The 26424-nt window shown below is 62.8% G+C and carries 23 protein-coding genes and 1 tRNA gene; 16 read left to right on the top strand and 8 right to left on the bottom strand.

The features are described from left to right. The first annotated feature begins 580 nt into the window (after positions 1-580). The 14 genes from HZB53_19650 (at position 581) to HZB53_19715 (ending at position 12431) form a co-directional block, all read left to right on the top strand. On the top strand, positions 581-2896 hold the full coding sequence (locus HZB53_19650; GenBank protein MBI5879868.1) for a diguanylate cyclase: 2316 nt from the start codon (positions 581-583) through the stop codon (positions 2894-2896). A gap of 301 nt (positions 2897-3197) precedes the next feature. Then, the gene (gene lepB / locus HZB53_19655; protein ID MBI5879869.1) at positions 3198-4007 is read left to right on the top strand and encodes a signal peptidase I; all 810 of its coding nucleotides are present in this window, start codon (positions 3198-3200) and stop codon (positions 4005-4007) included. A 4-nt stretch (positions 4008-4011) separates the two neighbouring features. Continuing rightward, positions 4012-4755 (top strand): ribose 5-phosphate isomerase B, encoded by a 744-nt coding sequence (rpiB, locus tag HZB53_19660; protein MBI5879870.1) that lies wholly within the window; start codon positions 4012-4014, stop codon positions 4753-4755. Positions 4756-4837: 82 nt separating this feature from the next. Continuing rightward, complete coding sequence (gene deoC, locus HZB53_19665) at positions 4838-5659, top strand: deoxyribose-phosphate aldolase (GenBank protein ID MBI5879871.1); 822 nt, start codon at positions 4838-4840, stop codon at positions 5657-5659. A 38-nt stretch (positions 5660-5697) separates the two neighbouring features. Beyond that, the gene (locus HZB53_19670) at positions 5698-6336 is read left to right on the top strand and encodes a hypothetical protein (protein ID MBI5879872.1); all 639 of its coding nucleotides are present in this window, start codon (positions 5698-5700) and stop codon (positions 6334-6336) included. Positions 6337-6373: 37 nt separating this feature from the next. Next, the gene (locus tag HZB53_19675) at positions 6374-6970 is read left to right on the top strand and encodes a thioredoxin family protein (GenBank protein ID MBI5879873.1); all 597 of its coding nucleotides are present in this window, start codon (positions 6374-6376) and stop codon (positions 6968-6970) included. An 81-nt stretch (positions 6971-7051) separates the two neighbouring features. Continuing rightward, entirely contained in the window at positions 7052-7354 is a 303-nt protein-coding gene (locus tag HZB53_19680; protein MBI5879874.1) for a BMC domain-containing protein, read from the top strand. A 43-nt stretch (positions 7355-7397) separates the two neighbouring features. Then, positions 7398-7712: a EutN/CcmL family microcompartment protein gene (locus HZB53_19685; protein ID MBI5879875.1), complete on the top strand. Its 315-nt coding sequence runs from the start codon at positions 7398-7400 to the stop codon at positions 7710-7712. A 40-nt stretch (positions 7713-7752) separates the two neighbouring features. Continuing rightward, complete coding sequence (locus HZB53_19690; protein MBI5879876.1) at positions 7753-9195, top strand: aldehyde dehydrogenase EutE; 1443 nt, start codon at positions 7753-7755, stop codon at positions 9193-9195. A 1-nt stretch (position 9196) separates the two neighbouring features. Then, positions 9197-9790, top strand: coding sequence for a BMC domain-containing protein (locus HZB53_19695; GenBank protein MBI5879877.1), 594 nt, complete (start codon positions 9197-9199; stop codon positions 9788-9790). 4 nt (positions 9791-9794) lie between these two features. Next, positions 9795-10076 (top strand): EutN/CcmL family microcompartment protein, encoded by a 282-nt coding sequence (locus tag HZB53_19700; protein MBI5879878.1) that lies wholly within the window; start codon positions 9795-9797, stop codon positions 10074-10076. Next, the gene (locus HZB53_19705) at positions 10073-10342 is read left to right on the top strand and encodes a EutN/CcmL family microcompartment protein (GenBank protein ID MBI5879879.1); all 270 of its coding nucleotides are present in this window, start codon (positions 10073-10075) and stop codon (positions 10340-10342) included. The genes HZB53_19700 and HZB53_19705 overlap by 4 nt, the downstream gene beginning before the upstream one ends. A gap of 46 nt (positions 10343-10388) precedes the next feature. Beyond that, a tRNA-Glu gene (locus tag HZB53_19710) sits at positions 10389-10461 on the top strand. 227 nt (positions 10462-10688) lie between these two features. Beyond that, positions 10689-12431, top strand: coding sequence for a CSLREA domain-containing protein (locus HZB53_19715; protein MBI5879880.1), 1743 nt, complete (start codon positions 10689-10691; stop codon positions 12429-12431). A 404-nt stretch (positions 12432-12835) separates the two neighbouring features. Here the strand turns inward: HZB53_19715 and HZB53_19720 are convergent, their stop codons facing one another. The 8 genes from HZB53_19720 to HZB53_19755 all read right to left on the bottom strand — a co-directional run bounded on the left by HZB53_19720 (position 12836) and on the right by HZB53_19755 (position 24837). Then, positions 12836-21733, bottom strand: coding sequence for a hypothetical protein (locus HZB53_19720; protein MBI5879881.1), 8898 nt, complete (start codon positions 21731-21733; stop codon positions 12836-12838). A 534-nt stretch (positions 21734-22267) separates the two neighbouring features. Next, positions 22268-22489 (bottom strand): hypothetical protein, encoded by a 222-nt coding sequence (locus HZB53_19725; protein ID MBI5879882.1) that lies wholly within the window; start codon positions 22487-22489, stop codon positions 22268-22270. A gap of 73 nt (positions 22490-22562) precedes the next feature. Then, positions 22563-22772, bottom strand: a complete 210-nt coding sequence (locus HZB53_19730; protein MBI5879883.1) for a hypothetical protein — start codon at positions 22770-22772, stop codon at positions 22563-22565. Positions 22773-22776: 4 nt separating this feature from the next. After that, positions 22777-23325, bottom strand: coding sequence for a hypothetical protein (locus tag HZB53_19735; GenBank protein MBI5879884.1), 549 nt, complete (start codon positions 23323-23325; stop codon positions 22777-22779). A gap of 53 nt (positions 23326-23378) precedes the next feature. Next, positions 23379-23612: a CsbD family protein gene (locus HZB53_19740; protein MBI5879885.1), complete on the bottom strand. Its 234-nt coding sequence runs from the start codon at positions 23610-23612 to the stop codon at positions 23379-23381. A 158-nt stretch (positions 23613-23770) separates the two neighbouring features. Beyond that, on the bottom strand, positions 23771-24031 hold the full coding sequence (locus HZB53_19745) for a GlsB/YeaQ/YmgE family stress response membrane protein (GenBank protein MBI5879886.1): 261 nt from the start codon (positions 24029-24031) through the stop codon (positions 23771-23773). Between the two features lie 211 nt (positions 24032-24242). Then, complete coding sequence (locus tag HZB53_19750) at positions 24243-24518, bottom strand: hypothetical protein (protein ID MBI5879887.1); 276 nt, start codon at positions 24516-24518, stop codon at positions 24243-24245. Between the two features lie 112 nt (positions 24519-24630). Beyond that, on the bottom strand, positions 24631-24837 hold the full coding sequence (locus tag HZB53_19755) for a hypothetical protein (protein ID MBI5879888.1): 207 nt from the start codon (positions 24835-24837) through the stop codon (positions 24631-24633). Between the two features lie 656 nt (positions 24838-25493). Here HZB53_19755 and HZB53_19760 point away from each other — a divergent pair. After that, a complete protein-coding gene (locus HZB53_19760) occupies positions 25494-25682 on the top strand; it encodes a GlsB/YeaQ/YmgE family stress response membrane protein (GenBank protein MBI5879889.1) in 189 nt (62 codons plus the stop codon). A 164-nt stretch (positions 25683-25846) separates the two neighbouring features. Continuing rightward, the gene (locus HZB53_19765) at positions 25847-26353 is read left to right on the top strand and encodes a YggT family protein (protein MBI5879890.1); all 507 of its coding nucleotides are present in this window, start codon (positions 25847-25849) and stop codon (positions 26351-26353) included. The last annotated feature ends 71 nt before the right edge of the window (positions 26354-26424 follow it).

The following is a 26424-nucleotide window of genomic DNA, read 5'->3' on the forward strand; positions in this document are numbered from 1 at the left end:
GAGGGGTTGGGGGTGGGGTTGATGGGTACAAGCGAGTTCGCCCGGGGCGCCATCCCGCGCAAGCGTGCAGGGCGCTCATGCGATTTACGCCCAAACTGAGTAGAACGGGTTGCATACTCACGACGACTACCCGGTAAACAATTGCTGCAAAACACTATCGTTCAGCCAGCTGCACCAGACTCGCTCTGAGTTGGCACGGAGCGTGATCGAAACGCCCCGCTCATGGCATGAGCGGCATTTCTCGTAGGGGCACCCCCGGGCCTATACAGCCCCCTTTGGGGGGTTGCGGGTGCCCGATGCCGGGCCAGGTAAGCCCGGCCCCCATGCGGATGTCATGCAACTACCCATGCCCGCCAGGCATGGGGTTCTCAGTAAGAACTACTGATCTACGCATTATCGGAAGTGTGCAAACTGACATGTTTTCTATGGTAAAATACATACTTGATAAGTGAAACAGCCTTATCTCCATAGCTGTATTGGATCCTGCCCCACACCCGCGGGTGGTTGCGTTCACAAGGAGCAATCGATAGGCGCCAATGTCAGTCGGCCAGGCGTGGAGTGTCCAGCGTAGGAATCTCCCATGCCTAGCACACGACATCCATCAACACCGCAGATTATCGGCTTTGGCTTGCTGGCTACGGTGCTGATCACCTGTGCCAGCTACGCCGGTGCCAACACCAGCCTGTCGTATCTCTACCTGATCCCCATCGTACTTGTGACGTGGCGCCTGGGCTGGCCCACCGGCGTCGTGCTATCCCTCATTTGTACCGGTGCCGGACTGGCCAGCGATCTCCTCATTGGAGTTCCGCGCGCAAGCCTCCTGGCTCCCTACGCCAGTGCTGCCTTACGTTTCGCGCAATTCCTCCTCGCTACTTTTGTACTAGCGAGACTCAAGTCGTCATTGGAACGTGAGAAGGGACTGGCGCGGACTGACGACTTGACTGGCCTGGCCAATTCACGCATGTTCGTTGAATTAGCTCGCTCCGAAATCAACCGGGCCAGGCGCTACAAGCGCCCGATGTCGGTTGCCTACATTGACCTTGACAACTTCAAGGCGGTGAACGACAATTTCGGCCATCAAACCGGAGACTTGGTCCTGCGGGCGGTGGCCGACGGCATTCGGAGCCACATCCGCACGGTCGACTCGAGTGCGCGGCTCGGTGGCGACGAATTCGCCATCCTATTGCCAGAGACCGGCGTCGATGCTGCGGCGTTTGTGCTTGCCAAGCTGCGCGGTGAGCTACTGCGCCTCATGGAGCAACGGAGCTGGCAGATCACGTTCAGTATAGGTTTGATGACATTCATCAGCCCGCCCGAGTCAGTCAATGAGATGGTGCGACTGGCCGACGCGCTGATGTATGAAGTGAAAAAGTCGGGCAAGAACTCAATCAGGCAAAGTCAGTCGCCGGGTGTAGGCATTCCGGCAACGTTGCCCATCGGCGCAGAGTTACCATTTGCTGACTTGGACTTGGCCATGCTTGCCCGGACTGATCGCCCGGCCGCCAATCCAAGCCACCGACTTTTCCCATGGCGCGCAACTATTTCGGCCACATGCAGACAGTTCACGCTTCCTTATGCCCTTCTGAGTTTGGGAACGGCTGCGGCACTCCTTGTAATAGTCGCCAGTGCCCACACGATCAGCGAGAGCCTGCCGGGCAGTTCGTTCTATGCGCTCAAGCGCGGCGGCGAAGCGCTGCAGCTTGAACTCGCAAGTGACCCGGCCGTCAAGGCGCGCATCCACATTGCGCTGGCCGACCAGCGACTCATGGAGACCGGCGCACTATTGCGGCAAGGACGAAGCGACCTCGCCAGCCAAACGGCTGAGGAATACGACAACGAAGTGGACGCCGTACTCGAGGTATTTCGAACGGAGCCTCGTGAGGTATCATTACAGCTCCTGCAACAGATCGTGGAAAGGCTTGCAGACCAGCAGGACGCTCTCCGCCAGCTTGAACGCGAACTGCCTGTCGCCGATCAAGCTATGGTACAACGAAACCTGGTCCGCAATCGAAGCGCCCTCGGTCAGATTGAGAGTGTGGCGGCAGCGGTCGTATTACTCAGGGTGACTCCTACGATAATACCACCCTCAAATTTCGCGGGAACACCGACAAAGGCTCCCGCCGCCACCTCAGTCGCGTTGGGGGTTGCCACCGCTACCGGTACACCGGGCGCAGGCACAAGCGCTTTGCCGGCTTTCGTCACATCGACCGCGACGACTCCGGATTCCGCGCCAACAGACGCTACAACTGCAACGGCCACTTCGACACCGAACGGCATCCCAACGGACACGCCCACGCAGGAAACCGCACTGCCAACAGCGCAGGCGTCGGCGATACCTACCGCTGAACCGTTGCCGACGGCGACTGATACGCCGACCGCAACGCAAGCGCCGGCGCCCACTGGCACCGCTACGCTGCCCGCCACGCCCTCGGCCACACCAGCAGGCGTTCCATCCACAGCGCCAACGCGCGAAGCGACAGCTACCGATACGCCATCTCCAACCGTGATGCCGCCTCCGACGGCCACACCAATTTCGACACCCAATCCGGTCCCAGCCTCAACCCGCACGCCAATACCAACATCGACACTTCCACGACTCGCCACGCCAACCACGACGGCAACGCCGTCGCCGACAAGAACGAGTACGCTGTGGGTGACCGCCTCACGGACGATGACGCCAACGGCCACTTCCACGAAGGCGGCGACGCCAGTGCGAACGGCGACGCCCACACGCACCCTGTCGCCGACAGGCACACCCACGCGTACGCCCGCGCCACCGACCCCGACGCGCACACCACACTGGAAGACGCATGCGACCAAGACGCCCGCGCCGACGCGCACTCCGCGGTTCATCGCCACAGCGCATTGGGCAGACACTTTGGGCATCTCGTATTAGGCGGCCTGCGCCAGCGTCGTATTCGGCGAATCGCCTCGGCGCAGCGACCGCGCACGTCAATATCCGCATGCCGGGTCGCGTGCCATGTTCACACTACGTTCCGCGCGTCTCGCGTGCACGGGCTTCGAACATCCAGTCATGCGACTCAGGCCATTCAACATAACCAAACTTGGAGACAGTTGAGCCGCTCGCCGATGGCGTCTCTCCCCGGCCCATCGCCAGCGTTCGCATCCCGACGTGTGGCGCTTTGCGCTTTGGCTCGCCTAGCGAATCGGCTATAATGAAACGCATAGGGAGTCACATGGACTTGAATGACGATATGCAGGCCGCCGCGCCCGAGCGGGTCGCGGCGGAAGCTGTGGGACTAGACAATCCGTCGTTTGCTTCAGCATCGGGACTGCCGGATATGCCTGCTCTGACCGATCCGGTGGCGCCACCCGACATGGCGCCCGCTATGCCGAGCGAGCCGTCGGTGCCCGCCATCCCCGTGCCGGCATCGCCGTGGAGCGGGGCGCGCATCTTCATCCGCGAAACGGTCGAAACGATTGCCCTCACGCTGATCATCTTCCTGGTGATTCGCGCCGGCGTGCAGAACTTCCGGATCGAGGGGCAGAGCATGGAGCCCAACTTCCACGACGGCCAATACTTACTAGTAAGCAAGATCGACTACATGATCGGCAAGCCGCAGCGCGGCGACGTGGTCGTGTTCATTGCGCCGACCAACCAGGAAAAGGACTTCATCAAGCGCGTGATTGGGCTGCCCGGCGAAACGGTCGAGATTCGCGACGGACGCATCACGATCAATGGCCGTGAATTGCCGCAAAACTACACGGTCAATACCGGAACCTACAGCTACGGGCCGGTCAAGGTCGGCGACGAGGAACTGTTCGTGCTCGGCGACAACCGCAACTACTCCAGCGATTCGCACTCCTGGGGCATGTTGCCGCAGAAGGACCTGATCGGCAAAGCGTGGGTTTCGTACTGGCCACCACCGCAGTGGGGCATCATCCAAACGCCATCGTTCGGCGACGTCGCTGCATCGCCAGGCGCACCGGCCAGGCAGACGACGCCATTACCAGGGCCAACCATCGCAGCCTACCCAACCAACTGAACGCATGCTCCCCGAATCCGAAATCCGCAAGCTGGTCGCCGACGTGGTTCACCGCGTGGTGGGCCCGGGGACACCGGTAGCCGGTCAGCCGCCTCCCGCCTCGGCCCCGTTGCCCTCCCGTCGTGTCAGCGCGCAACTGATCTACCAGGACGATGTGCGCGGCATCGCCGACGGCGGCGAATTGCGCATCGGCCCCGGCAACCGGCTCACGCCGTTGGCGCAAGAGTTCGTGCTGCAGCGCCGCATCAAGGTCGTTGTGGAGAAGCCCGCCGCACCGTCGGCGCCGACACAGGGCGGTCTCGTGGCGATCGGCTCTGATCACGGCGGCTTCGCCATGAAGGAAGCGCTTAAGAAGTTCCTGATCGAGAGCGGATACAAGCTGACGGATGTCGGCACCAACGGCACGGAGGCCGTGGACTACCCGGACTTCGCCTACGCGGTTGCGAAGATGGTGGCCGACGGCCAGGCCTGGCGCGGCATTATGGTGGACGGCGCCGGCATCGGCAGTTGCATGGTCGCCAACAAAGTGCCCGGCGTGCGCGCGTCCATGTGCTATGATGTCTCCACGGCGTCTAACGCCCGCGAACACAACGACGCCAACGTGTTGACGCTCGGCGGCGCGCTGATCGGGGCCAACCTCGCGCAGCAGATTGTGAAGACGTGGCTTGCGACGCCGTTCGGCGGCGGGCGCCACGCCAAACGCGTCAACAAGATCGTGGATGTCGAGCAGCGCTTCGCGCGCAAATAGGCCGGATGTTTCACCAGCCATGACCAACCAGCTAGACCGCCAGCAGATTGAGCAGTTGATCGAGCGCATCACGCGCGAGGTGATGCTCGCGCTGGCCGCCCAAAACCCCGGCGCCCCCTCGCCCTGCGACGGATGCAAGAGCGGCCAGTGCGCGCTGGAGTGCGCGGGCAGCCAGCAGATCATCGCCGCCGGCGCCAGCCGACTGTCGCTGAATCCGGGCGTGAAACGCGATCCGTCGCAGGTGGCACACCTGATCGACCACACGCTGCTCAAACCCGAGGCAACCGAAGACCAGATCGCGCAGTTGTGCTACGAGGCGCGCAAATTCAACTTCGTCGCCGTTTGCGTCAACCCGAACTGGGTGGCGCTCTGTAAGCAGTTGCTGCGCGGCACGCCAGTCAAAATCGCAACGGTCGTCGGCTTCCCGCTCGGCGCGCACGCCGCCGAGACCAAGGTGTTCGAGACCGCGCAGGCCGCCAAGGACGGCGCCGACGAAATCGACATGGTCATCAACATCGGCGCGCTCAAGTCCGGCGACCTTGATGTGGTCGAGCGCGACGTGCATGCGGTGGTCGAGGTCGCGCACGCGCTCGGCGCCATCGTCAAGGTCATCATCGAGGCGGCGCTGCTGACCGACGACGAAAAAGTGCAGGCCTGTGTGCTGTCCAAAGCCGCCGGCGCCGACTTTGTAAAGACGTCGACCGGCTTCGGGCCGGGCGGCGCGACCGCGCACGACGTTGCCTTGATGCGCAAGACGGTCGGCGGCGAGCTGGGCATCAAGGCGGCCGGGGGCATCCGCGACCTCAAGCAGGTCGACGAGATGGTGGCGGCCGGCGCCACTCGCATTGGCGCGAGCGCCGGCGTCAAGATCATGCAGGAAGCTGCGGGCCCGGAACGCAAGTAACCGGCAACTGCTGCCAACCCGGTTGAGGAGAATGCATCGTGGCCGTTGAACTTCGCTCGTACGTCTTTCTGGATTCATTGCAGCCGCAGTACGCGGCGTTTCTCGGCACCGTGGCCCAGGGCTTTTTGCCGCTGGCCGGCGAGTCGTCGCTGTTCGTCGAGATCTCGCCCGGCATCGAGATCAACCGCATCACCGACATCGCGTTGAAAGCCACCAACGTCAAGCCGGGCATGCAGATTGTTGAGCGCCTCTACGGCGTGCTCGAGGTGCATTCGCCCGACCAGGCCGAGACGCGCCAGGCCGGCCAGGCGATCCTCGATGCGCTCGGCCTGAAAGAGAACGACCGCTGGAAGCCGCGCGTGATGACCAGCCAGGTCATTCGCAAGGTGGACGACCACCAGGCGCAGTTGATCAACCGCACGCGCCACGGCCAGATGCTGATACCCGGCCAGACGCTCTACGTGCTCGAAGTCGAGCCGGCGGCCTATGCCGCACTGGCCGCCAATGAGGCGGAGAAGGCGGCGCACATCAACGTGCTCGAAGTCGTCGCCTTCGGCAGCTTCGGCCGCGTCTACCTGGGCGGCGAAGAGCGCGATATCGACGTCGGCTGGCAGGCGGCCGTGAAAGCGATCGAAAACATCGCGGGCAAAGAACGCGCGCCCGCGCGCAGTCTTTAGGGACCATCCATCCCAATCCATCTTGGAGGAGAATTGCATGGCACAGCTTCGCGTACCGATTGACGACAAGCGCTTCCAGACCGGCCTGTCGTGGAAGGACTACCTGGCACAGATGGGCGAGCATCGCGCCCGCACGGAAGAGAACTTCGGCAAAGCGCAGTTGACGGACGATGAGCGCGCGTTCTTCAAGGGCATCACTCAGGTCAAATACATTGTGATGCTGGCCGAGAACTGGTGCGGCGATGTGCACCGCAACTCGCCGATGCTGGCGCGCGTAGCCGAGGCGCTGCCCGGCGCGGAAATGCGCGTCTTCTTCCGCGACCAAAACCTCGATCTCACCGACTGTTATCTTAACAACAGCTACCGCTCGATTCCGATCTTCGTCATGTTCGACAAGGAGTGGAACGAAATCGGCCGCTGGGTCGAGCGCCCCTCACGCGCAACGTCGGTCAGCGTCACCATGCGCGCGCGCCTCGTCGATTCGGTGCCCGCCGACCAGCGCGAGCCGGCCATCGCCGAGTTCCGCAAGCGTATGAACGAGGCCTACGAAGGACCCGATGGCTTATGGCACGACACGGTTAAAGAAGTGCGGCAGATCATCGAGACGAAGTTCGGACTGCTGCCGAAGGAATAGTCTACGCACAACTTCCCGGGGCGGCGCATTCGTCTGCGGCCTCGGGCTGACACTCCATTACTGCGCCCGCAGGAGGTTACTATGGCTGAAGCACTGGGTATGATCGAAACGAAGGGCTTTGCTGCGATGGTCGAGGCGGCCGATGCGATGGTGAAGGCGGCCAAAGTCGATCTGGTGGGATACGAGAAGATCGGCGGCGGCTATGTGACCGCGATCGTGCGCGGCGATGTTGCGGCCGTCAAGGCGGCGCTCGAGGCCGGCGCCAAGAGCGCCGAAAAGATCGGCGAGGTCGTCTCGGTCCACGTGATCGCGCGGCCGCACGTCAATGTCGACCTGGTGCTGCCGCTGGGTCGTGCCGAGCAAGCTAAGACCGAAGGCAAGTAGTCGCACGCTCCGGCGCAAGCCGACCGGAGCAGTGGGAGCGCATATGCTACTCGGCAGGGTCATCGGCACCGTGGTCGCCAGCCGCAAGGAGCCCAGCATGGATGGGCTGAAGTTCCTGCTCGTGCGGCAAATCGATGTGGCCGGCAAAGAGTCCAGCAGCTACGCGGTGGCGGTTGACGCGGTCGGCGCCGGCGTTGGCGAGGTCGTTATGCTCGCCACCGGTTCGTCGGCGCGCCAGACCGAGGCCACCGACAAGCGGCCGTGCGATGCGGTCGTCATGGCGATTGTCGACAGTTGGGACGTTGAGGGCGGCGCGGGCTTTCGCAAGACGCCGGCCGGCGGGACATGGGCTTCATGATCCTCCCGCGGACCGCAATCGCGCGCTGGACTGACCGACAATGACGAACCCCGTTTCGCCGCAGCAGGTCGATGCCGTTGTGCAACGGGTGCTGGCCGAACTGCGCCAGAAACCGGTCGATCCGGCGCGCCTGGCGGCAGCCGGACCGGCCGCAACCGGCGATGGTCTGTTTGCGGACGTCGACGCCGCCGCCACGGCGGCGCGCGCAGCCTACGAGCAGCTCGATCGCATGACGCTCGCCAAGCGCAAGGAGATCATCTCCGCGATCCGGGCGACCATGCGCGATCATGCCGAGGATCTGGCGCGGCGCGCGCACGCCGAGACCGGCCTCGGCCGCTGGCAGGACAAGCTCCAGAAGAACCTGCTGACCGTCGACAAAACGCCCGGGCCGGAATACCTGGAGCCGACCACGTGGAGCGGCGACCACGGATTGACGATCATGGAGCGCGCTCCATATGGCGTCATCGGGGCGATCACGCCGACCACTAACCCAACCTCGACGATCATCAACAACGCAATCAGCATGATCTCGGCCGGCAATGCCGTGGTGTTCAACGTGCACCCGAACGCCAAGCGTGTGTCGGCCTACCAGATCGCGCTGCTCAACCGCACGATCGTGGCAGCCGGCGGGCCGCCAAACCTGATCGCCGCCGTAAACGAGCCGACGATCGAAAGCGCTCAGCAGTTGATGCGCCACCGGCTGGTCCGCATTCTGCTGGTGACCGGCGGTCCCGGCGTCGTGAACGAGGCGATGCAATCGGGCAAACGCGCCGTGTGCGCCGGGCCCGGCAATCCGCCGGTCGTCGTCGACGAAACGGCCGATCTTGATCGCGCCGGGCGCGACATCGTATTCGGCGCGTCGTTCGATAACAACATCATCTGCACGGACGAGAAAGAGATCTTCTGCGTGGACGCGGTCGCCGACCGGCTGAAAGCGGCGATGGTCCGCAACGGCGCGCACGAACTGCACGCGCACGAAATTCGGCGCCTTGAGAAGGTGATCTTCACCGACATGGGCGCGCCGGGCAAGCCCGGCCACATCAACCCGGCGTTCATCGGCAAGAACGCCGGCGCCATCCTCAAGGAACTCGGCATCCCGGCTGGCGACGAGGTGCGATTGGTGTTGATCGACGTGCCGTCCGACCACCCCCTGGTTTGGACTGAGCAGATGATGCCGGTCATGCCGCTTGCGCGCGTGCGGTCGGTCGACGAGGGCATAGACCTGGCGCGGCGCGCAGAGCACGGCTTTGGGCACACCGCCTCGATGTGGAGCCGCAATATCGACCCGCTGTCGCGCATGGCGCGCGAGATGAATGTGAGCATCTTCGTCAAGAACGGGCCGACGCTATCCGGCCTGGGGTACAAGGGCGAGGGGTACACCTCTTTCAGCATCGCCAGCCCGACCGGTGAAGGGCTTACAAATTGCCGTACCTTCTCGCGCGAGCGCCGCTGCGCCATGGTCGATCACTTTCGGATTGTATGACATGAGCGACACGGCCCTGGGTCTCCTCGAGTTCGACAGTATCGCCGTGGGAATCGTGGCCGGTGACGCGATGATCAAGCGCGCGCCGCTGGACGGCATTCGCGCCGGCACCGTGCAGCCCGGCAAATATCTCGTGCTCGTCAGCGGTGAGGTGGCCGCTGTCCAGGAAGCGCTTGATGCCGGCCGGCAGGCCGGTGCCGCCGCCTTGCGCGACGAGTTGTTCCTTGCCCGCGTGGACCGGGCTGTGTTTGCGGCGATCGGCGGGCAACGCGTCGATGCGGACGGCAGCGCGCTCGGCATCATCGAGACGCGCACCGTGCCCGCGTGCATCAGCGCCGCCGATGCGGGGGTCAAGGGCGCGCAGGTGGTATTGCGCGAGTTGCGCCTGGCCGACGGACTCGGCGGCAAGGCGTTCCTGCTCTTCAGCGGCGAGGTGTCCGACGTGGAAGCGGCGGTCGAGTCGGGTGCGCGCGCCATGCCGGGTGCCGCACTGGTACGCCGCGACGTGATAGCATCGCTGCACCCGGAAATGAACGAGAATCTGCAGGCCGACACGCGCTTCGGTATGCGTACGCGCGGCACGGAAAGCTGGTAGGCGCATGATTCTCGCGCGGGTCATTGGTACACTGGTGGCCACCATCAAGTACAAGGGACTGGAGGGCGTGAAGTTCTTACTTGTACAGCCCTTGGACAAACACCTGCAGCCCAAAGGCGACGTAGTGGTCGCTGCGGATGCGGTCGCGATGGCCGGCGTCGGCGAGCTTGTGTATGTGGTCGCCGGGCGCGAGGCGGCGGTCGCCCTCCCCGTCAAATTCGTGCCGGTGGATCACGCCATTGTCGGCATCGTCGACGACGTGCAACTGGCAAGTGAGAACGCATGAGACTCGCACGTGTGGCCGGCACCGTCGTGTCGACGATCAACACGCCGGCGCTGGATGATCGGACGCTGTTGATTTGCGACTGGCTCGATCCCGATGGCAATGCGCTGGGTGGCTATGTGATTGCCGTCGACACGGTCGGCGCCGGAGCCGGCGAAACGGTGCTCGTGCTCGATGAAGGCAACTCCGCGCGGCAGGTGCTCGGTCAGGCCGACGCGCCGATCCGTGCAATCATCGTTGGAATCGTGGATGCTGTGCAACGCGCGTGAGTGCTTTTGCGCGCTAGCCAGCGTTGTGGTATTATCAATTTTGTTTGCCCCCATCGTCTAGTGGACTAGGACGCGGCCCTTTCAAGGCCAAAACAGGGATTCGAATTCCCTTGGGGGCACAATAGGTAAGGTTCGGTTCGGCGAACGGATTGACACGACTTAGGAGCGGCCTGTCTTAACCGACAGCGCCGCTCCGTTTCATTTTCGACGCCACGCTACTATATTCGCACTATGCGAAAACTCGCCAGGGCCGACTGCTCGCGCCCTGCCTCATACACCTCCCACCGTGCACGCGCCGGCAAATTCCGTTTGCCGAATTCAGCGAGCTACGTTACTATCTCCGCTAATGTTAATTCGCCAACTAGCCAGGCTCTCTCCGCGCTTCGTGTTGCTGCTGATCGCCGGCCTTTGTGCCGCCTTCGCCATCGCAGCCCTTGCGCTGCCGCCGGGTCTCAATGCGGCCCCAACCGCCGGCGAATATACCGTCGACAGCACCGCCGATCTGCCCGACGATGATCCGTCCGATGGCCTCTGCCACAGCTCCAACAGCCACTGCACCTTGCGCGCCGCAATCATGGAAGTCAATTTCGCCAGCATCCCGCACACCATCACGGTGCCGGCGGGCACATACGTGCTGACCCGTGTCGGCTTCGACGACACGGCGCTGGTTGGCGATCTCGACATACTCCAAAGCGTGACGATCCATGGCGCCGGGCCGGGCGCGACGATCATCGACGGCAACTCGGCCTTGACCGGCGATCGCGTCTTTCAGATCAAGGTGACCGCACCGAATGTTACGCTGAACGGCATGACCATCCGCAATGGCAGAGGCCCCACCGGCACCCTGCCAACCCTGCTTGGCGGTGGAATTTTCCGCGAGGGCGATTTTGCTCACGGTTCCAATCCGTTGCTGCGCCTGAGCAATGTGTTGCTTGAAAACAACAGCGCGGAAGATGGCGGCGGCCTCTACAATACCGGCGGCTTGCTCGAACTCGCCAACACGACCGTCCACGCCAATGCCGTCACAAATCGCGGCGGGGGTGTCTTTGTCGGCGACGCCAATACGATCATTCGCGATAGCACCGTCTACAGCAACAGCGGCTATCAGGGCGGCGGATTGGCTTTCTCCAACGCCGGCACCAGCCAAATCCTCCGCACTGAACTCTATTCAAACACAGTGCAAGGCTATGGCGGCGCACTTTCGCACAGCAACACGGCGGCCGACCAGAACAGCACCATTGTGGTGCAATACAGCAGCATACACAACAATCATGCTGGTTTCAATGGCGGTGCCATTGACGACTATGCATCGTTGAGCATATCGCGCACCGTCGTCAACGCCAACACAGCGGGACAGTACGGCGGCGCGATTATGGTTTACCAGACCTACTATCCCAGCAAGATGATCATTGTCGAAAGCACGCTCAGCGGCAACCAATCCACCTGGGGCGGCGCCGTTTACTACAACGACTTCGCCGGCGCAACGAGCGTTATGCGACTGATTAACAGCACCGTCAGCTTTAACGCCGCCGTGCACGACGGCGGCGGCTTGTATGGCATCGGCAGCGCGCATTACGCGCTGTACAACGCGACGATCGCCGACAACCATTCGACACGCATCGGCCTGGGCACGGCGCGCGGCGGCGGCGTGTTCTTGACCACCACTGCGACGCTTACCACGGCGAACAGTCTGATTGCCAACAACGGCCGCACCACCGGCGCGCTCTCCGACCCCGACGATTGTTACGGCACGCTCTACTCGTACGGCTATAACCTCATCAGGACGACCACCAACTGCACGCTCGGCGGGTTGACGACGGGCGAGGTGCTCGGCCTCGACCCGTTGCTCGGGCCACTGCCGAACAACGGCGGCGCGGCGACGTTAAGCGGGCAACCGGCGCCGGCGCGCGCGCTGCTGATTGGCAGTCCCGCTATCGATATGGGCAACCCGGCCGGCTGTGCCGGGTTCAATGGCTCGCTGCTCGCTCACGACCAACGCGGCTTCATGCGCAGTATCAACGGGCGCTGCGATATCGGTGCATTCGAGTATTCGCCGTACGTGCTCGCTCTGCCATTGATACGGCGATAGGCACGCTTCAATCCCGATTCAGCGTGGAGCAACAAAGGCCAGCGGGTATCCGCCAGCATGCCTTGTCGCTGTGCAACCCCATCGTGATTGTGCTGGCCACGTTTATCGTCCGTCCGGCAGCGCACCAGCGGGATCCAGCGGATGTGCACGCGTACTTGTTTACCGGGTAGTCGTCGTGAGTATGCAACCCGTTCTACTCAGTTTGGGCGTAAATCGCATGAGCGCCCTGCACGCTTGCGCGGGATGGCGCCCCGGGCGAACTCGCTTGTACCCATCAACCCCACCCCCAACGAGTCGTGCCAGCAGCATCGCGCATGCGGCCATCGAGCGGCCGACCAGGCCGGACACGCGGCAACACCAACGAATATGCGTCGGCAGACGCGGTAAACAAATACGTGCACGCTTTACGAGCCGGCAAGCAGAACGGAAACGCGATGTGTTTGGCCATCGTCAACGAGCGTTACCGATGCGCTCGGTTGGTCAACGTCGTCTAGAGTCACGCGCGCGACACGCCCCTGGCCTTCGGCCGGGTTCTGTATGTCAAAAACGTATGTAGCCGCTCCATGTCGATACGTAATCTGATACGACTTCCAGTCTGCCGGTACGCACGGCTCAATCGTAATCGTCGCGCCGCGCCGCTTCAGCCCCAGAATACTCTCCAGCCCAATACGATACATCCAACCGGCCGCACCGGTATACCACGTCCAGCCGCCGCGCCCGCTGTGCTGCGGATGCGCGTACACATCGGCGGCGACGACATACGGTTCGACTTGGTAGCGCGCGACCATTTCCAGGGTGAGCGCATGGTTAATCGGATTCAACAGAGCGAATAGTTTGGCGGCGCGGTCGCGATGCCCCTGCATGGCGTGGGCCAGCACCATCCACAACGCTGCGTGGGTGTACTGCCCGCCATTTTCCCGGATGCCCGGCACATACCCCTGAATGTAGCCCGGGTTCGGCGTGCCATGCTCAAAAGGTGGCGCCAGCAGGCGGATCAGCGCGTTCGGCTCGTCCACCAGTTGGCGATCGGCCGATTGCAGCGCCTGCGCGGCGCGCGCCGCCGGCGCCGCGCCGGAGATGGTTGCCCACGACTGCGCCAGCGAGTCGATCCGGCATTCGGCGTTCTGAACCGAGCCCAGCGGCGTGCCGTCATCGAAATAAGCGCGGCGATACCATTCGCCATCCCAGGCATATTGCGCGAGAGCCTGTTGCAATTGCGCCGCCCGTGCCAGATAGCGCTCTGAGCTAAGCGGGTCGGCACGGCGTTTGGCCAGAGAACCAAAGGCGATGAGGTTGGCATACAGAAACCAGCCAAGCCAAACGCTTTCGCCGCTGCCGCTGCGCCCGACTTCGTTCATGCCATCGTTCCAGTCGCCCGTGCCCATCAACGGCAGACCATGCACGCCGGTCAGTGAGAGCGCGCGGTCAAGCGCGCGTGTGCAATGTGCATAGAGCGTGCCGGCCGCGATTCCTGACAGGGGCTGCAGATAGGTCTCGGCCTGATCGGGCCGCAGAATCGGCGCCTCCAGGAACGGCGCCGCTTCCTCAAGAATCGACTCGTCGCCCGTGGTGACCACGTAGTGCTCCGCGACGTACGGCAACCAGAGATAATCGTCGGAACAGCCGGTTCGCACGCCCGCGCCGCCTGGCGGATGCCACCAGTGCATTGCGTCGCCCTCGCTGAACTGTTGTGCCGCCGCACGTAGAATGTGCGCGCGTGCAACCTGCGGCGCCGCGTGGACGAGCGCCATCACGTCTTGCAATTGGTCGCGGTAGCCAAATGCGCCGGCAGACTGGTAGAACGCCGAACGCCCCCACACGCGACAGGCCAGTGTTTGGTAGACCAGCCACTGGTTCAGCAGCAGATCCATCGCGGCGTCGGGCGTCCTGACTTGCACAGCGCCAAGCAGCGTATCCCACTGCGCGTTGACGGCGTTGAACGCCTTCTGCGCCTGCCCGCTTACGCTGTATTTTGTAATCAGCGCGCGAGCCTCGGCCGCATTTTGTCCCTCGCCGATGAGGAACACGACCTCGGCGCCTTCGTGGGGTCGCAGGCGGATTTGTACCTGCAACGCAGCGCACGGATCCAGTACCGTCCCGGTTTCACCGGGGAGCTTGGTATGGCTCAATCCGGCCGGGTTCTGTAGTGAGCCATTGCGGCCGATGAACTCGGTGCGATCGGTTGTGAAGCCCGTGTAGTCTATCTGGCCTGCGCCCGCTTCAAACGCGACGGCGGAGAACGCAACTCGTTCGCGGAACTCAGAATTGTACGTGTTGCGCGCAATCAGGGCGTTCAGGCCGTCGGCGAGCGCGCTCACGACAAAGTGCCGGCTCTGCTCGCGCGTGACGCCGAGCACCCACTCGATATAGCTCGTGACGCTCAGCGCACACGGGCGGGGGCCTTCGTTGCGCAGCTTGAGGCGCAGCACTTTGACCGGATCGTCAACGGGCACAAAGACGAGCAACTCCTGGACGATCCGGTGGCTGCGGTGCGTGTAGCGCGTGTAGCCGGCGCCATGCTGAATGACGTACGGCCCCTCATCGCGAATCGGCAATGGCGTCGGCGACGAAAGGTCACCGGTGTCGTCATCGCGGATGTAAATCACTTCGCCCGGCGGGTCGCAGACGGGATCGTTTGACCAGGGCGATAGTCGATTGAGCTGGCTGTTGCCCGCCCAGGTGAAACCAAGCCCGGATTCCGTTACGACACTGCCAAAATGCTCGTTGGATAGGACGTTGCTCCATGGCAGCGGTGTCGTCCGTCCCTTATTGAGGACGATAACGTATTCGCGGCGGTCTCCATCAAAACCGCCCAGGCCGTTGCCGAAAAGCAGTGCCGGCTTGTGGAGAGCGGCGTCGGGTGAAGCCGCAGGTTCAAGTGTTCGCCGGCGATCAGCCACATGGCGCCGTTCCCCGGTGCGCTGAATGTCGCTTTCGGTCTTCCGTCGATTGATCAGAGCGGTTCGGCGCTCCGGCTTGAACAGGTTCCACAACTTGGGCAAAGGCGACTTGGCGCGGGCACGGAGCGACACTTCCGCACCGTTAACAGCCGCATGAATCGGGACCGAGCGCTCGAGGTGCTCAGCCAGGCTGCCCAGTTGGGCATCGATTACGACGCGGGCGACCGTCTCCAAGAGCACCTTGCCATCCTCGGGAATGTAATCGGCGCGTCGCAGGAACACGCCGCCGGCCTTATCCACCCATGGATGTGACAGCGAGGTATCGATCATGGATTGTATGGCATCGTGCAGCGGGTCGCCGTACGTCGCGCCATGCCCGTTCAAGATAACCAGATCGACCGTGAAATTATGCATTCGCCAGTACTCGTGTGCCAGCAGTGCTTGTCGCACCAGAGAGATGTCGGCCAATTCGGCCACCTTGACGAGGACAATCGGATGGTCGCCCGAAATGCCATAGGCGTACAAATCCGTCTGGCCCTGGCGATTGCGCTCCCGGACCGCCGGCGCGGAAAGCAATGCCTGATCCGGGTACAGCACCCGCGAGGCCAGGCGCTGATATAATTGCGCCTCACCGGACCCGATGTCGAGATGCCGAAGTTGGACCTGGGTGTTTGCCTCGCTGAGGTCGAAGATACGCTCGATGGCGCGTTGATCGCGATAGGTATCGATCAGGCGCAGGGCATCGTCGCGCGATTCGGCCACGCCGGTCACAAAGACCATCGTTGCCTGCGCGCCGGCTGAGAGATGTACAACGCCGCGCAGGCTCATGATCGGGTCCAGCACGGCGCCAACCGTATTGGATAGTGCTTTACTCTGCGCGGCCGCGCCGCGCGCAGACCGACCGCGTCCGACGAAGCGTGCGCGATCTGTTTCGCACTGTAGCCCACCGGGCGCGGCCCCGTCCAGCGCCACCAGGTGGATAGCCCAGGCTGGCGACTGGCCGGCATCGCGCGCGCGCCGCTTGAACAAGAGCGCCGCGCGCTCAGGCAGGAATTCGCTCTCGATAAACAACTTCCCGAAGGCCGGATGGGCCAGGTCAGCACCATGCGCCGCCAGCGCGACCTCGGCATAGCTGGTCAACTGAAGGTCGCGTGCGCGGCCGGTCTCATTGGTCAATGTGACGCGGCGTACCTCCACGTTGTGCTCAGGCGAGACCGCGATTTCGGTCAGGGTCGCGATGCCAGCATCGGTTCGTTTGAAGCTCACGCGGCCAAGCGCATACACCGCTTCATAGCGTTCGGGCTCGCGGATGGCCGGCAGATAGGTCGCCGACCAGCGCGCGTGGCTGGCCTGGTCGGCGACATAAATGATAGTTCCCCATGGGTCACACGTCGGATCGGCGCGCCAGCGTGTGACATCCATTTTGTTGCATGCACTGTACCCGGCCCCCGTGTTAGTCACCATAACGGTATATGTGCCATTGGACAGTAGGTATGCGCGCGGCGTCCACGTGTGCGGGGTTGTGTACCGCTGATTGGCGATTGGCGGCGCGGCTTGCGCGGACGGCACGCCTGCGGGATGCGGGCTGATGATAGGAACGTGGCGCGGCAGCTTTTCCTGAAGTAACACTTCGCTAGCCGCAACCATTGGCTCGCGATGGAAGCGACGCTGCAGAATGCCGTCGTTCAGTAAGTTATCCAGGGCGCACAGACTCATACCCTGATGATGAGCCATGTACGAGCGCACCAGGCTAAAGCGCTGCCCTTTAGGGCGGCGCGAACTCGTGTAATCGACGGCCTCATAGTAGCCGAAAGTACCCACGGCGCCTTCGCGTGCCAGCCGCTGCAGATTTCGCCAGGCGGCCTGCGGCTCAAACGGCAGCGCGAGGAACGTCGCGTACGGCGCGATCACGAGGCTGCTGTCGGGCTCGCGCCGCAAGCTCAGGTCGGGCACGCCGAACATGTGGTACTGATAGTTCTGCTGATAATCCACGGCGGCATACCCTGACTCCGAGACGCCCCACGGCACGCCATGTGCATCGCCGTACGCGATCTGACTGCGCACCGCCACGCGGCAGGTTTGGTGCAAGAGCGTGCGCTCATAGGAGTTCGTCCAGAGCACCGGCATCAAGTATTCGAACATCGTACCACCCCATGACAACAGGGCGGTGCTCCCGGTCGTATGGGTCAACGTGCGGTCCAGCTTGAACCAGTGACGCATCGGCGCTTGGCCCTGCGCGATGGACATAAAGCTGGTCAGGCGCGCTTCGGATGCCAGCAGGTCGTAAAAACCGCCATCGAGCCGATGGGTATCGCCATGAAAGCCGATCGAGAATAGTTCCCGCTGCGGATCAAACAGAAAGCGAAAATCCATGGCCGCCAGCAGCGCGTCCGCCTGCCGGCTAACGGCCAGCAGGCGCGCCCGAAGGCGCGCGGCTTCGATCCGGCCGGCGCCCACGTCGGCGAGCATCGGGGGAGCCATGCGGTCGCCGGACGTGAGCACGGCGGAGGGTGCAGGCGCGGTCGCCAGGTCGGCCAGCGTCGGCATGGAAGCGAGCAACGCCGACGTGACGTTAGCCATCCCAGCCTCCGGCACGAACCGGGTCAGCGTCGCGCGCTGCACGGAAAGCCACTGCTCCAATTCGGTGCACCAGTATATGACGTCGGCGTGGGCGTCGCCGGGCGGCGAGCCCAGCTTTTCCGCCAGCACACGCAGGTTGCCGGATAGCTTCCGGCCGTCGGCGGCGGCGGCGGCCAGACGCTCAAGCCATGCGCCAAGCGTGGCAGGCTCAGGCTCCAGATCGGAGCCCAGCCTGGCGGCAATCGCGCGCATTGCCCGTCCGCGGACGGCCGCAACCGGTTGCTCGCCGACGAAAACCGTCAGTGCCTCATCGAGCGCGACCGAAATATCTTGCATGCCGCGCCATGCGACCGGTGAAAGCACCGGCGCGTTCATCAGTTCGAGACAGGTTTGCTTAACCACGACCAGGCTGGCCGCCAGGTTTCCGCTATCGACCGTCGATACAAAGCGTGGATGCAGCGCCTTGAGCGTTTGCGTATCGTACCAGTTGTATAGATGGCCGTGGTACAGCTCCAGCGCCTGCACAGTCGCCAGCGTCTGCTCGACATGCTCCACAAGCGCTTGGACGCCGATGTGGCCTAAGTCGTAGGCCGCCACATCCGCGAGCAGCAAAAAGCCGACATTGGTCGGAGACGTTCGATGCGCGATGACATTCACAGGCGCTAATTGGAAGTTGTCCGGCGGCAGGTAATGATCGGCGGCGCCGGCGAACGTCTCGTAGAACCGCCATATCTTGCGCGCGATTAATCGCAACGGCCGCCGAGCGGCCGTGGGCAGTTGCGCCGTGCGTTGGGGCTGCGGCTGGCTGGAGACGTACGCCAGCACGGGCGCGAAGAACCAGGCAGCCAGCAGCGGAGCAGCCGCGAGTAGCGCGGGAGGTGACCGCCAGCCAACCAGCAGTGCGAAAAGCACGGCCAGCAGCGGAGAAGACCACATTCGCAAGCAATACAGGGATAGCGTGCGAGCACGCGCGCGCTCGACGACCGCCGCGCTGTTCCACTGGAGCAGGTGGCGATGCGTGATGGCGCGCCGCACGCCCACACGGGCAATGGCATCGAGCGTAAGCACCGCCTCATCGACGATGAAGGAAGTTTGCAGACACGCACGAACAAAACTTACCCATGCCTGACCCGCCAGCACCCGTCCATAGGCAAGCCAGGTTTCACCGGGCGGGTGGACGCCCAACTGGGACGCCATGCCAAGCAATTGAGGTATGATAATGGCAACGAGCGCCAGCCCGGTCCAAACGAAGGGGGCGCCGGGCAGCACCAGCCAGCCGGCGACGAATAACAGCACAATCGACGCGGGAACCAGGCTGCGCCTGAGGTTGTCCAGAATCTTCAGGCGCTCGTCGAATGGGAGTGGGTTGGGTACGCGTTGTCCGCTTTCGTCGCGCACGAAAGGCAGCAGCCAGTCGCTAATTTGCCAATCACCGCGAATCCAGCGGTGCTCGCGCTGGCTGTACGCGTCGTAGCCGGACGGATAGTCCTCCAGTAACTGGATGTCGGTCGCCAGGCCGGCGCGCGCATAGGCGCCTTCCAGCAGATCATGGCTGAGCAGCAGGTTCTGCGGGAAGCGGCCATGCAGCGCAACGGCGACGGCATCCACGTCGTAAATTGCCTTGCCGACATAGCTGCCCGCGCCAAACAGATCTTGATAAACATCGGACGAGGTCGTTGCGTAGGGGTCGAGCCCGGAATCCCCGGCGAAGATCTGTGCAAACCGCGTGGCGGACGCCGATAGCGCCGTTATGGCGGTGCGCGGCTGGATGATCCCATATCCTTCGAGCACGCGCCGCGATGCGGGATCAACCACGGCGCAGTTGAGCGGGTGGGCCATCGCTCCGACCAGACGCCGGGCGCTATTGGGCGGCAACTCCGTATCGGCGTCGAGGGTGATGACAAATTGGACCGAGGGCAATATGGATAGATCACCCTCCTGAACGGTGTAATCGGTATCCGTGGCTCCGCGCAGGAGCCGGTTGAACTCGTCCAGTTTTCCGCGCTTGCGTTCCCAGCCCATCCAAACTTGTTCGCCGCTGTTCCAGACCCGCCGACGGTGGAAGTAGTAGAAGCGATCGCCCGTTTGCCCCGTCACCCGGTGCCGGTCATTGAGCGCCTGAACGCCCAGCCGCGCCGCTTCAATCAGCAGGCTGTCCTCGGGACTTGACGACTCGTGCGCATCGGCAAAATCGCCTAATATCGCGAAATGCACGTGCGCGTCACGGTTGGCCAGGTAGCGAATCTCCTGGTTGTCGAGGAGCTGTTGAATGTCGGCTGTTTGACTTAGCAGGGCCGGCACCACGACCATAGTTCGGCATTCAGGGGGCAGCCCGTCCTGGAATTCCAGCTTGGGTAGCGGGAGCGTCTCCGCCTCCACCGAAATTGTCTGGTTCACCACGCTGACCGCTATGGCGCTGGCAGGAATCAGCCCCATCAGAGCGGCGAGCACCAGTAGCGTCGGCTCAGGCGCCACGCCCGTCGCCCCGGCGGCATAGGCCAATATGCTCAGGATCAAGCCGAACGTGACGAGCACAATCAACCCGACATAGAACAGGGCCGCGTGGGCAAGCACGAGCCGCGTGATGTGCTCATGGAGCGTCGGCCGATAGCCGGCAGCCTCCTCGACCTGAGAGCGGCCCGCGCCGATCAGGTAGTAACCGATGTGCCGGCGGCGCTCCGTGTCGGCCGGTCGTCGGGCCAACGCCAGCGCATAGCGAGCGACCGCTTGCTCGTTGGCAGCGCGTGCCGGGTCGAAACGCGAGCGCTTGCCGATTCGTTCCACCGCGTGGCGATAGGTGTCGCGCGTGGCAAAGTCCATGCGCGCATACACGCCAACCGGATCATCGCGCAGAATCTGGTCAACCAGGCTCATGCGCTCGATCAGCGTCGGCCAGTCGATCGCGGCGAGCGCGCGCAGGCTGGTGATGACATGGCCCACCGAAACTTGATCGGCCGCGCCACGCAAATGCTCGGCATGCACCACCGCCTCAACGCTCTGCTCGCTGGTCGCGAGTCGCTCCTCAAGCCACTGAATGACCGGCCGGTGCGCTGGGTCCGCATCGCGCAACGCCTGGAGCAGGTGGATGCCAAACGCCGGCTCCGTGGAGGCGAGCGTGTGCGCCAGCGGCCCGAACGCTGCGTCGAGCGCGGGCGCCGGCGACGGGCGCGCAGCCAGAATGCGCTCAGCCCACGATAGAGCATCGGCCCGTGAGCGGCGCATGTCGAGCGAACGCGCCGCCAGCCGTCGCAAGTTCTCAATCAGGCCGAGACGCAGCATAATGGCGACGGCCCACAGTTCGCCGATCGAGAGCGGAGCGACCGTTTGATAGGCAGAAACGAATCGCACTATGGAATCGGCGTCAAGCCGGCTGTCCCCGTGAGCGATCAACTCAAGCGCAATGCCATAGACGCGCGGATATTCGGAGCCATAGGCGTTAGCCGCGAGCGGCAGTTCCTGCAGGTAGGTGCGCGTCAGGTCGCGTTCGATTTCAAGCAGTTGCTGCTGAACAATGTAATAGTTGTCCAACAGCCATTCCGTCGCGGGCGTCGTCGTCCGACCGGCGGAGGCGTCCGCACTGAACAGCCGGCGCGCGCGCTGCAGCGCGCGCCCGTTGTCGGCCAGTCGCTTGAGCAAGCGTTGCCCGCGCGTTCGGGCCGGCAGAAGCCTGTCTTGCTCCGCCCAGGCGCGCGCATGCGCTTCCAGGCGTTCGATCCCGAAGACCTCGGCGCGGAGCGGTGCGGCGGTTGCAGCCTGTTGCCCCTCAGGCCACAGCAGGCGCCATGCGGCCCGGGATTCAAGAAACAGTCGTAGTCGTGACATCACGGAGTAGCCCGAAATTATGGATCGCCATTGTTCCTTTCGTTTGACCGTAGCCCCATCTTGCTGACATGAATGCGATGCCCGCCCCTCATCCCCTGACGCACACACTCCCGCTGTGCCGGGACTAGGGAGAACCAACAATTGGGGATTGGCGCGACAGCTCTGCCGCCGCGCCAATCCCCTCTTACTCCTTCGCACTCGCAGCTTCGCTGGCACTGGTTCGGGGCAACGCCCAGGCAGCGCCCGCGCCTGTAACATTCACTGGATGCCCGCGCCGGTCAGCGGCGAGAGGCCGCTGACCGCAGGCGCCAACTTGCGAGAAGCCAGCGAACAAAGGCCGGATGGGTTGGCCCTCCGGCACAATAGTTTCTTCCGCATCACATTGCGCGAGCGGTATGGGCATTCTCAGTATACCCGGCCAATGGGACATCCTCAAGTCGAACCATCAAAACAACTCACGTTCAATGAGTCGGCCCGCGCAAGGTAACTCGCGCGGGCCGTTGTACCGGTCAGCTGCGTCTGCCACATGCGCAATCAGCCGCCGGCGCGCTCCTGAAACCACTTGAGCATGCCGGCGAAGTTCCCGCCGTAGCGGGCGCCCGATTTCACATACAGCATCCTGTACGGTTTGATCTGCTCGTCGATGCTTGCGAACTCCGCCCCGGCAGCCTTAAGTTCCTGCCGGGTGCGCACCAACTGCGCGACCTGCTGGGCCGCTTCCTGTTCCGATTGATTGGGGGACATGTCTGTGCTCATAACTGCTCCTGATAACACCGCGCCGCTGAACGCCACGCTGCGTGCATTCGATCGGGAGAGCCAGTCCGTTTGCCTATCCAGTCGATGCCGGTTTTGCGGCTTGCTCGACGCGTTTGCGTTCCTGCGCCGCACTCAATTTGTCGGCGCGCAGTTGCTCTTCCACCAGGATACGCGCATTGCCAAGCCGGATGCTGCCGCACCTCGGGCAGTTCATCGCCGTCGGTGACCAGCGGACGACGATCCAATGTTTTCCACACTGGCCACACATCAGATTGACGTGCATATGACTAGACAGTCCGCCCGACGGTCAACTTCGCCTGGCCGCTGTGGACCACGTCGCCGCCGTGGCGCCGCATGATGCCTTCCGCGTCCGCCACCCCCTCAAAAACCCGCGCGGTGATCAACACGCTGCCGGCACGAAAGCCGGCCTCTTGCAGGCGGGCCGCCGCTTCCGGCACATGCAGGCTGATCAGAGCCCCGATCATGCCACCCGGCAACGGAATTACCAGCGGCACGCTCGGCACTGCCCGGGGCGTTGACGCGCCGCCGCTCAACATGGCCCGCACGCCAGCCATAAGCGCGCGCCATCCGTGGTGCACGGGATCAACGGCGAGTCCGTTCAAGGCGCCGGCGGCGGCCGGCAGACCGGAGTCCAACAGCAGGCGGGCTTGCTGGCTACCATCACGCATGGCCACGCCAAGTTGGTCGCCACGCAGGCCAAAAGCACGCAGGTCGTTTACAATGCGCCTGGCCGCAACACGGTCCGGGTATACGGCCGCGACGATGCGGGCAAATGCGCTGGGGACGAATCGCTCAATACGGGCTGAGGTGGTCAAGCTATTCCCTCCATTAAACTACGTGCTTGTTGGCGGGCGGTTCGCACCGAAAGCTATCGGCGGCGCCTGACCGGATTGTCTTTATCGTAGTCGGTAATCCATCGATTGATCTCCATCACGGCCTGCCCGATTGCGTACCCGTAGCGTCGCCGCAGGGCGAACGCGAGTTCCTCCTGACTACCGGCCATTTTTGAAATATCGTCATCCGTCAGTTTGGCCCAGCGGTGTTTGAGACCGCCCTTGAGCTCGTGCCAGCGTGGATGCAGATTATCGTTGTTTGCAGCCATGTAAACCTTCCTTTTCGAAGAATATCGGAGTATCCGCCCGCCGTTTTGGCGCCCGGCACCAAACGGAATCCGGCCAGCCTCTACACGCAAACAAGAGGCCGATTTGCACATTGTCGTCAAACGCGCGTGCAAAAAGGCAATGGGAGGACGAATGCATCTCAGGCACGCGAGCGCACAGATAGCGCATGCACAATAAAGATCAGTGATATGGCGCCTGCGCCGGCCGTGAACAGGCCCGCACCGGCGGCATCCAGGTTGCCCTGTCCACCAAACAGGATGCCCGACAGATATCCGCCCATCAGCGCGCCAACAATACCAGTGACAATATCCCCAACCGCGCCGTACTGGCCTCCCTCGACAATCTGGCTGGCGAGCCAACCCGTAATCAGTCCAATCAACATCCATGAAAATGGATTCATTCAGGAACCCTCGTTATGCAGCCCGCAAACTCGTCGCTCAGGTTGCCTCCCCCCGCCATTCACGAATCTCCGCGCTGACGGAGGTTTGGCGCTCGATCGCCTGATGCCCGCTTCGGCCTGAGCCCGACGTTGATTCCATGATACGCGTTTTGCAGCCCGCAATCTATCAGCGCTCGATTGATTTTCGCGTCGGATTACATCCGATACTTCGTCATAATTCGTTCGACATGGCGCCCGGTAGCGTTTTGGCGGGCTTGCCACGAGTTGCGAGCAATGCCAGCGTGCCCGCCGCGTAGCCGTCGCAGTATGCCAGCCATGCGGTGCTGCCCTGCTGTTTTAGCAGCCCACCCGCGTGCTCGGATGTAATCGGACGTCGCGCCAGCCCATCCTGCGCTCCGTCGATAAACAAGCGGCGGCTATTGATGGTCGTCTTGTATTTCGCCGGCAGATTCACGCCCGGAGGCAATCTATATAGTTCGCTGCTCACAGAACCTCACGATGGACGCTGCATGGATAGGGTGAATCGCGGTGCCGTGCGACCGACACAGGGTGCCTGTTGGCACCAATTGCGAACGGCAGGGCAGTCGCAGCGGCGCTCGCTAAACGGCGTTAAACGATTTGCAGTGACTGCATTTGATGACCACACCGTGAAACTTGCCAATGTCCAGGCCCACGATCAGCGGCGAGGCGCAGGACCCGCAAACATAGGTGTTGCCATTTTCATGGCCGCGATAGGCGATGCTTGATTCGCTTCGTCTCGCGATTACGGCCCGGGTGCCGGGCGCGGGCTCGGCGATGACGGTCAAGGCGACTGGCTTCATAGTTTCTACGCTGTGCTGGTGTCTGCGGAATTGGAGCCGTCAAGAAACTTTGGGCCGGGGAATCGGCAGCCCTGCCTCGAGTTTGGGTCGCCACGCGATTCAGTGCCGCGCTTTCCAACAACTACTATTATAACTGCTTTGGGCATGCGCTCATATCGTCCAAATGCTGGCATCTATGTAATACGTTCTGCTGGTCGGCTGTCCATGTTTTAGCTACAGAGCGGCAAGAGCAGGAAGCGTCCTCCCCCCAGTCACAGTTGCACCTTGGATTTCAGCCAAGGCGACTCAGGCCCAAAGTAGGCGGCGGACGTGGCAAGGCGCCATCATTCCAGATCCCGGCATACGGTGATGTTCGGCGGTGCAAACCGTCTTAGAGGAACAGTCCCGTCCTTGTAATACAAATGAGGACAGACCAAACGGGCATCGCCTACAAGTACGCCACTCCCGTGCTGATGGTCAGCCATGTCCGAAAAGACTACACTACTATGTAGGTTGGTGTGCAAGCTCAAGTCCACCGCTGATAGGCGGGCGTCGCACCAACCGTCCCAATCGACGTTGAGCAAGGCGTTCTCATGATTGGGCTTGTTGAGGTCACTCTTATGATGTATCCCCGCGTGAAGGTTCTTCGACCGCAGCCGCGCTTGCCACTTACCCCGGGCCGAATCGCCTGGGCCATTGTGATCGCCGTGCTCGGCGGGTTCTTGGCCGTCGTCATGTTCGGCGGTGACTACATTTCGGGCATCAACGTCCAAACTATCGTCGTCGCCTTCCTGGGCGCCATTGTACTGATCGCCATTCTCCGTGCGCTGCCGGGGCGTTCGGCAGTATAGGCAGGAATGGGATCGTTTTGTGAGAGACGTTTGGTGGTGCGGGAAGCCGAAAGGCCGCCGGCCGCACGAGATGCCTCTCACGGAGCTGGCGTGCTTCAAAGTTGTGCACTTGGCGGTTGCCGTTTCAACGAATTGACAGGCTAGATCACACACGGGAGTATACGATGTCAAACGAACATGAAGGTAATGAACTATCGGTCGATCGACAGGAAGAAACAGTGGTCACCCAGCAGCCGGGCTACGCGGCGACCGAACAAATCACGACCGATTCGGCGGCGGAGCGGCGGATCAGGTTGTACCAGGCCAAGCGAATCTTCTTGACGGCCCTTGGGGTGCTGGAGATCTTGCTCGGGATCCGGTTCGTGCTGCATCTGATTGGAGCTAACCCGGCCAGCGGCTTCTCACAGTTCATCTCCGGGCTGTCGGGGTTGTTCGTCGGGCCGTTCACCGGTCTCGTTGGGACGCCGACCTCCGGCGCGACCACGCTTGAAGTCACCACCCTGATCGCGATGGCCGTCTATGCGTTGCTGTTCTGGATCGTGCTGCGCATCGTCCCGATCGTGGTCGATCGGCCAAGCGCGCGCACGGTGTCGCGCTCGATTCACGAGCAGTCGCCGGGAATCGCGGGCGGCGTGGGCACCGATCGTACGACCCATACCACGATCAGCTAGCGTCGTCGATCCGGAGCGCTTGCAGTTTTCAGACGCAGTTGCGCACGGGGGATAGCCTTACGTCCTCCCTC

The sequence above is a fragment of the Chloroflexota bacterium genome, assembly GCA_016235055.1.
Classification (GTDB): Bacteria; Chloroflexota; Anaerolineae; order JACRMK01; family JACRMK01; genus JACRMK01.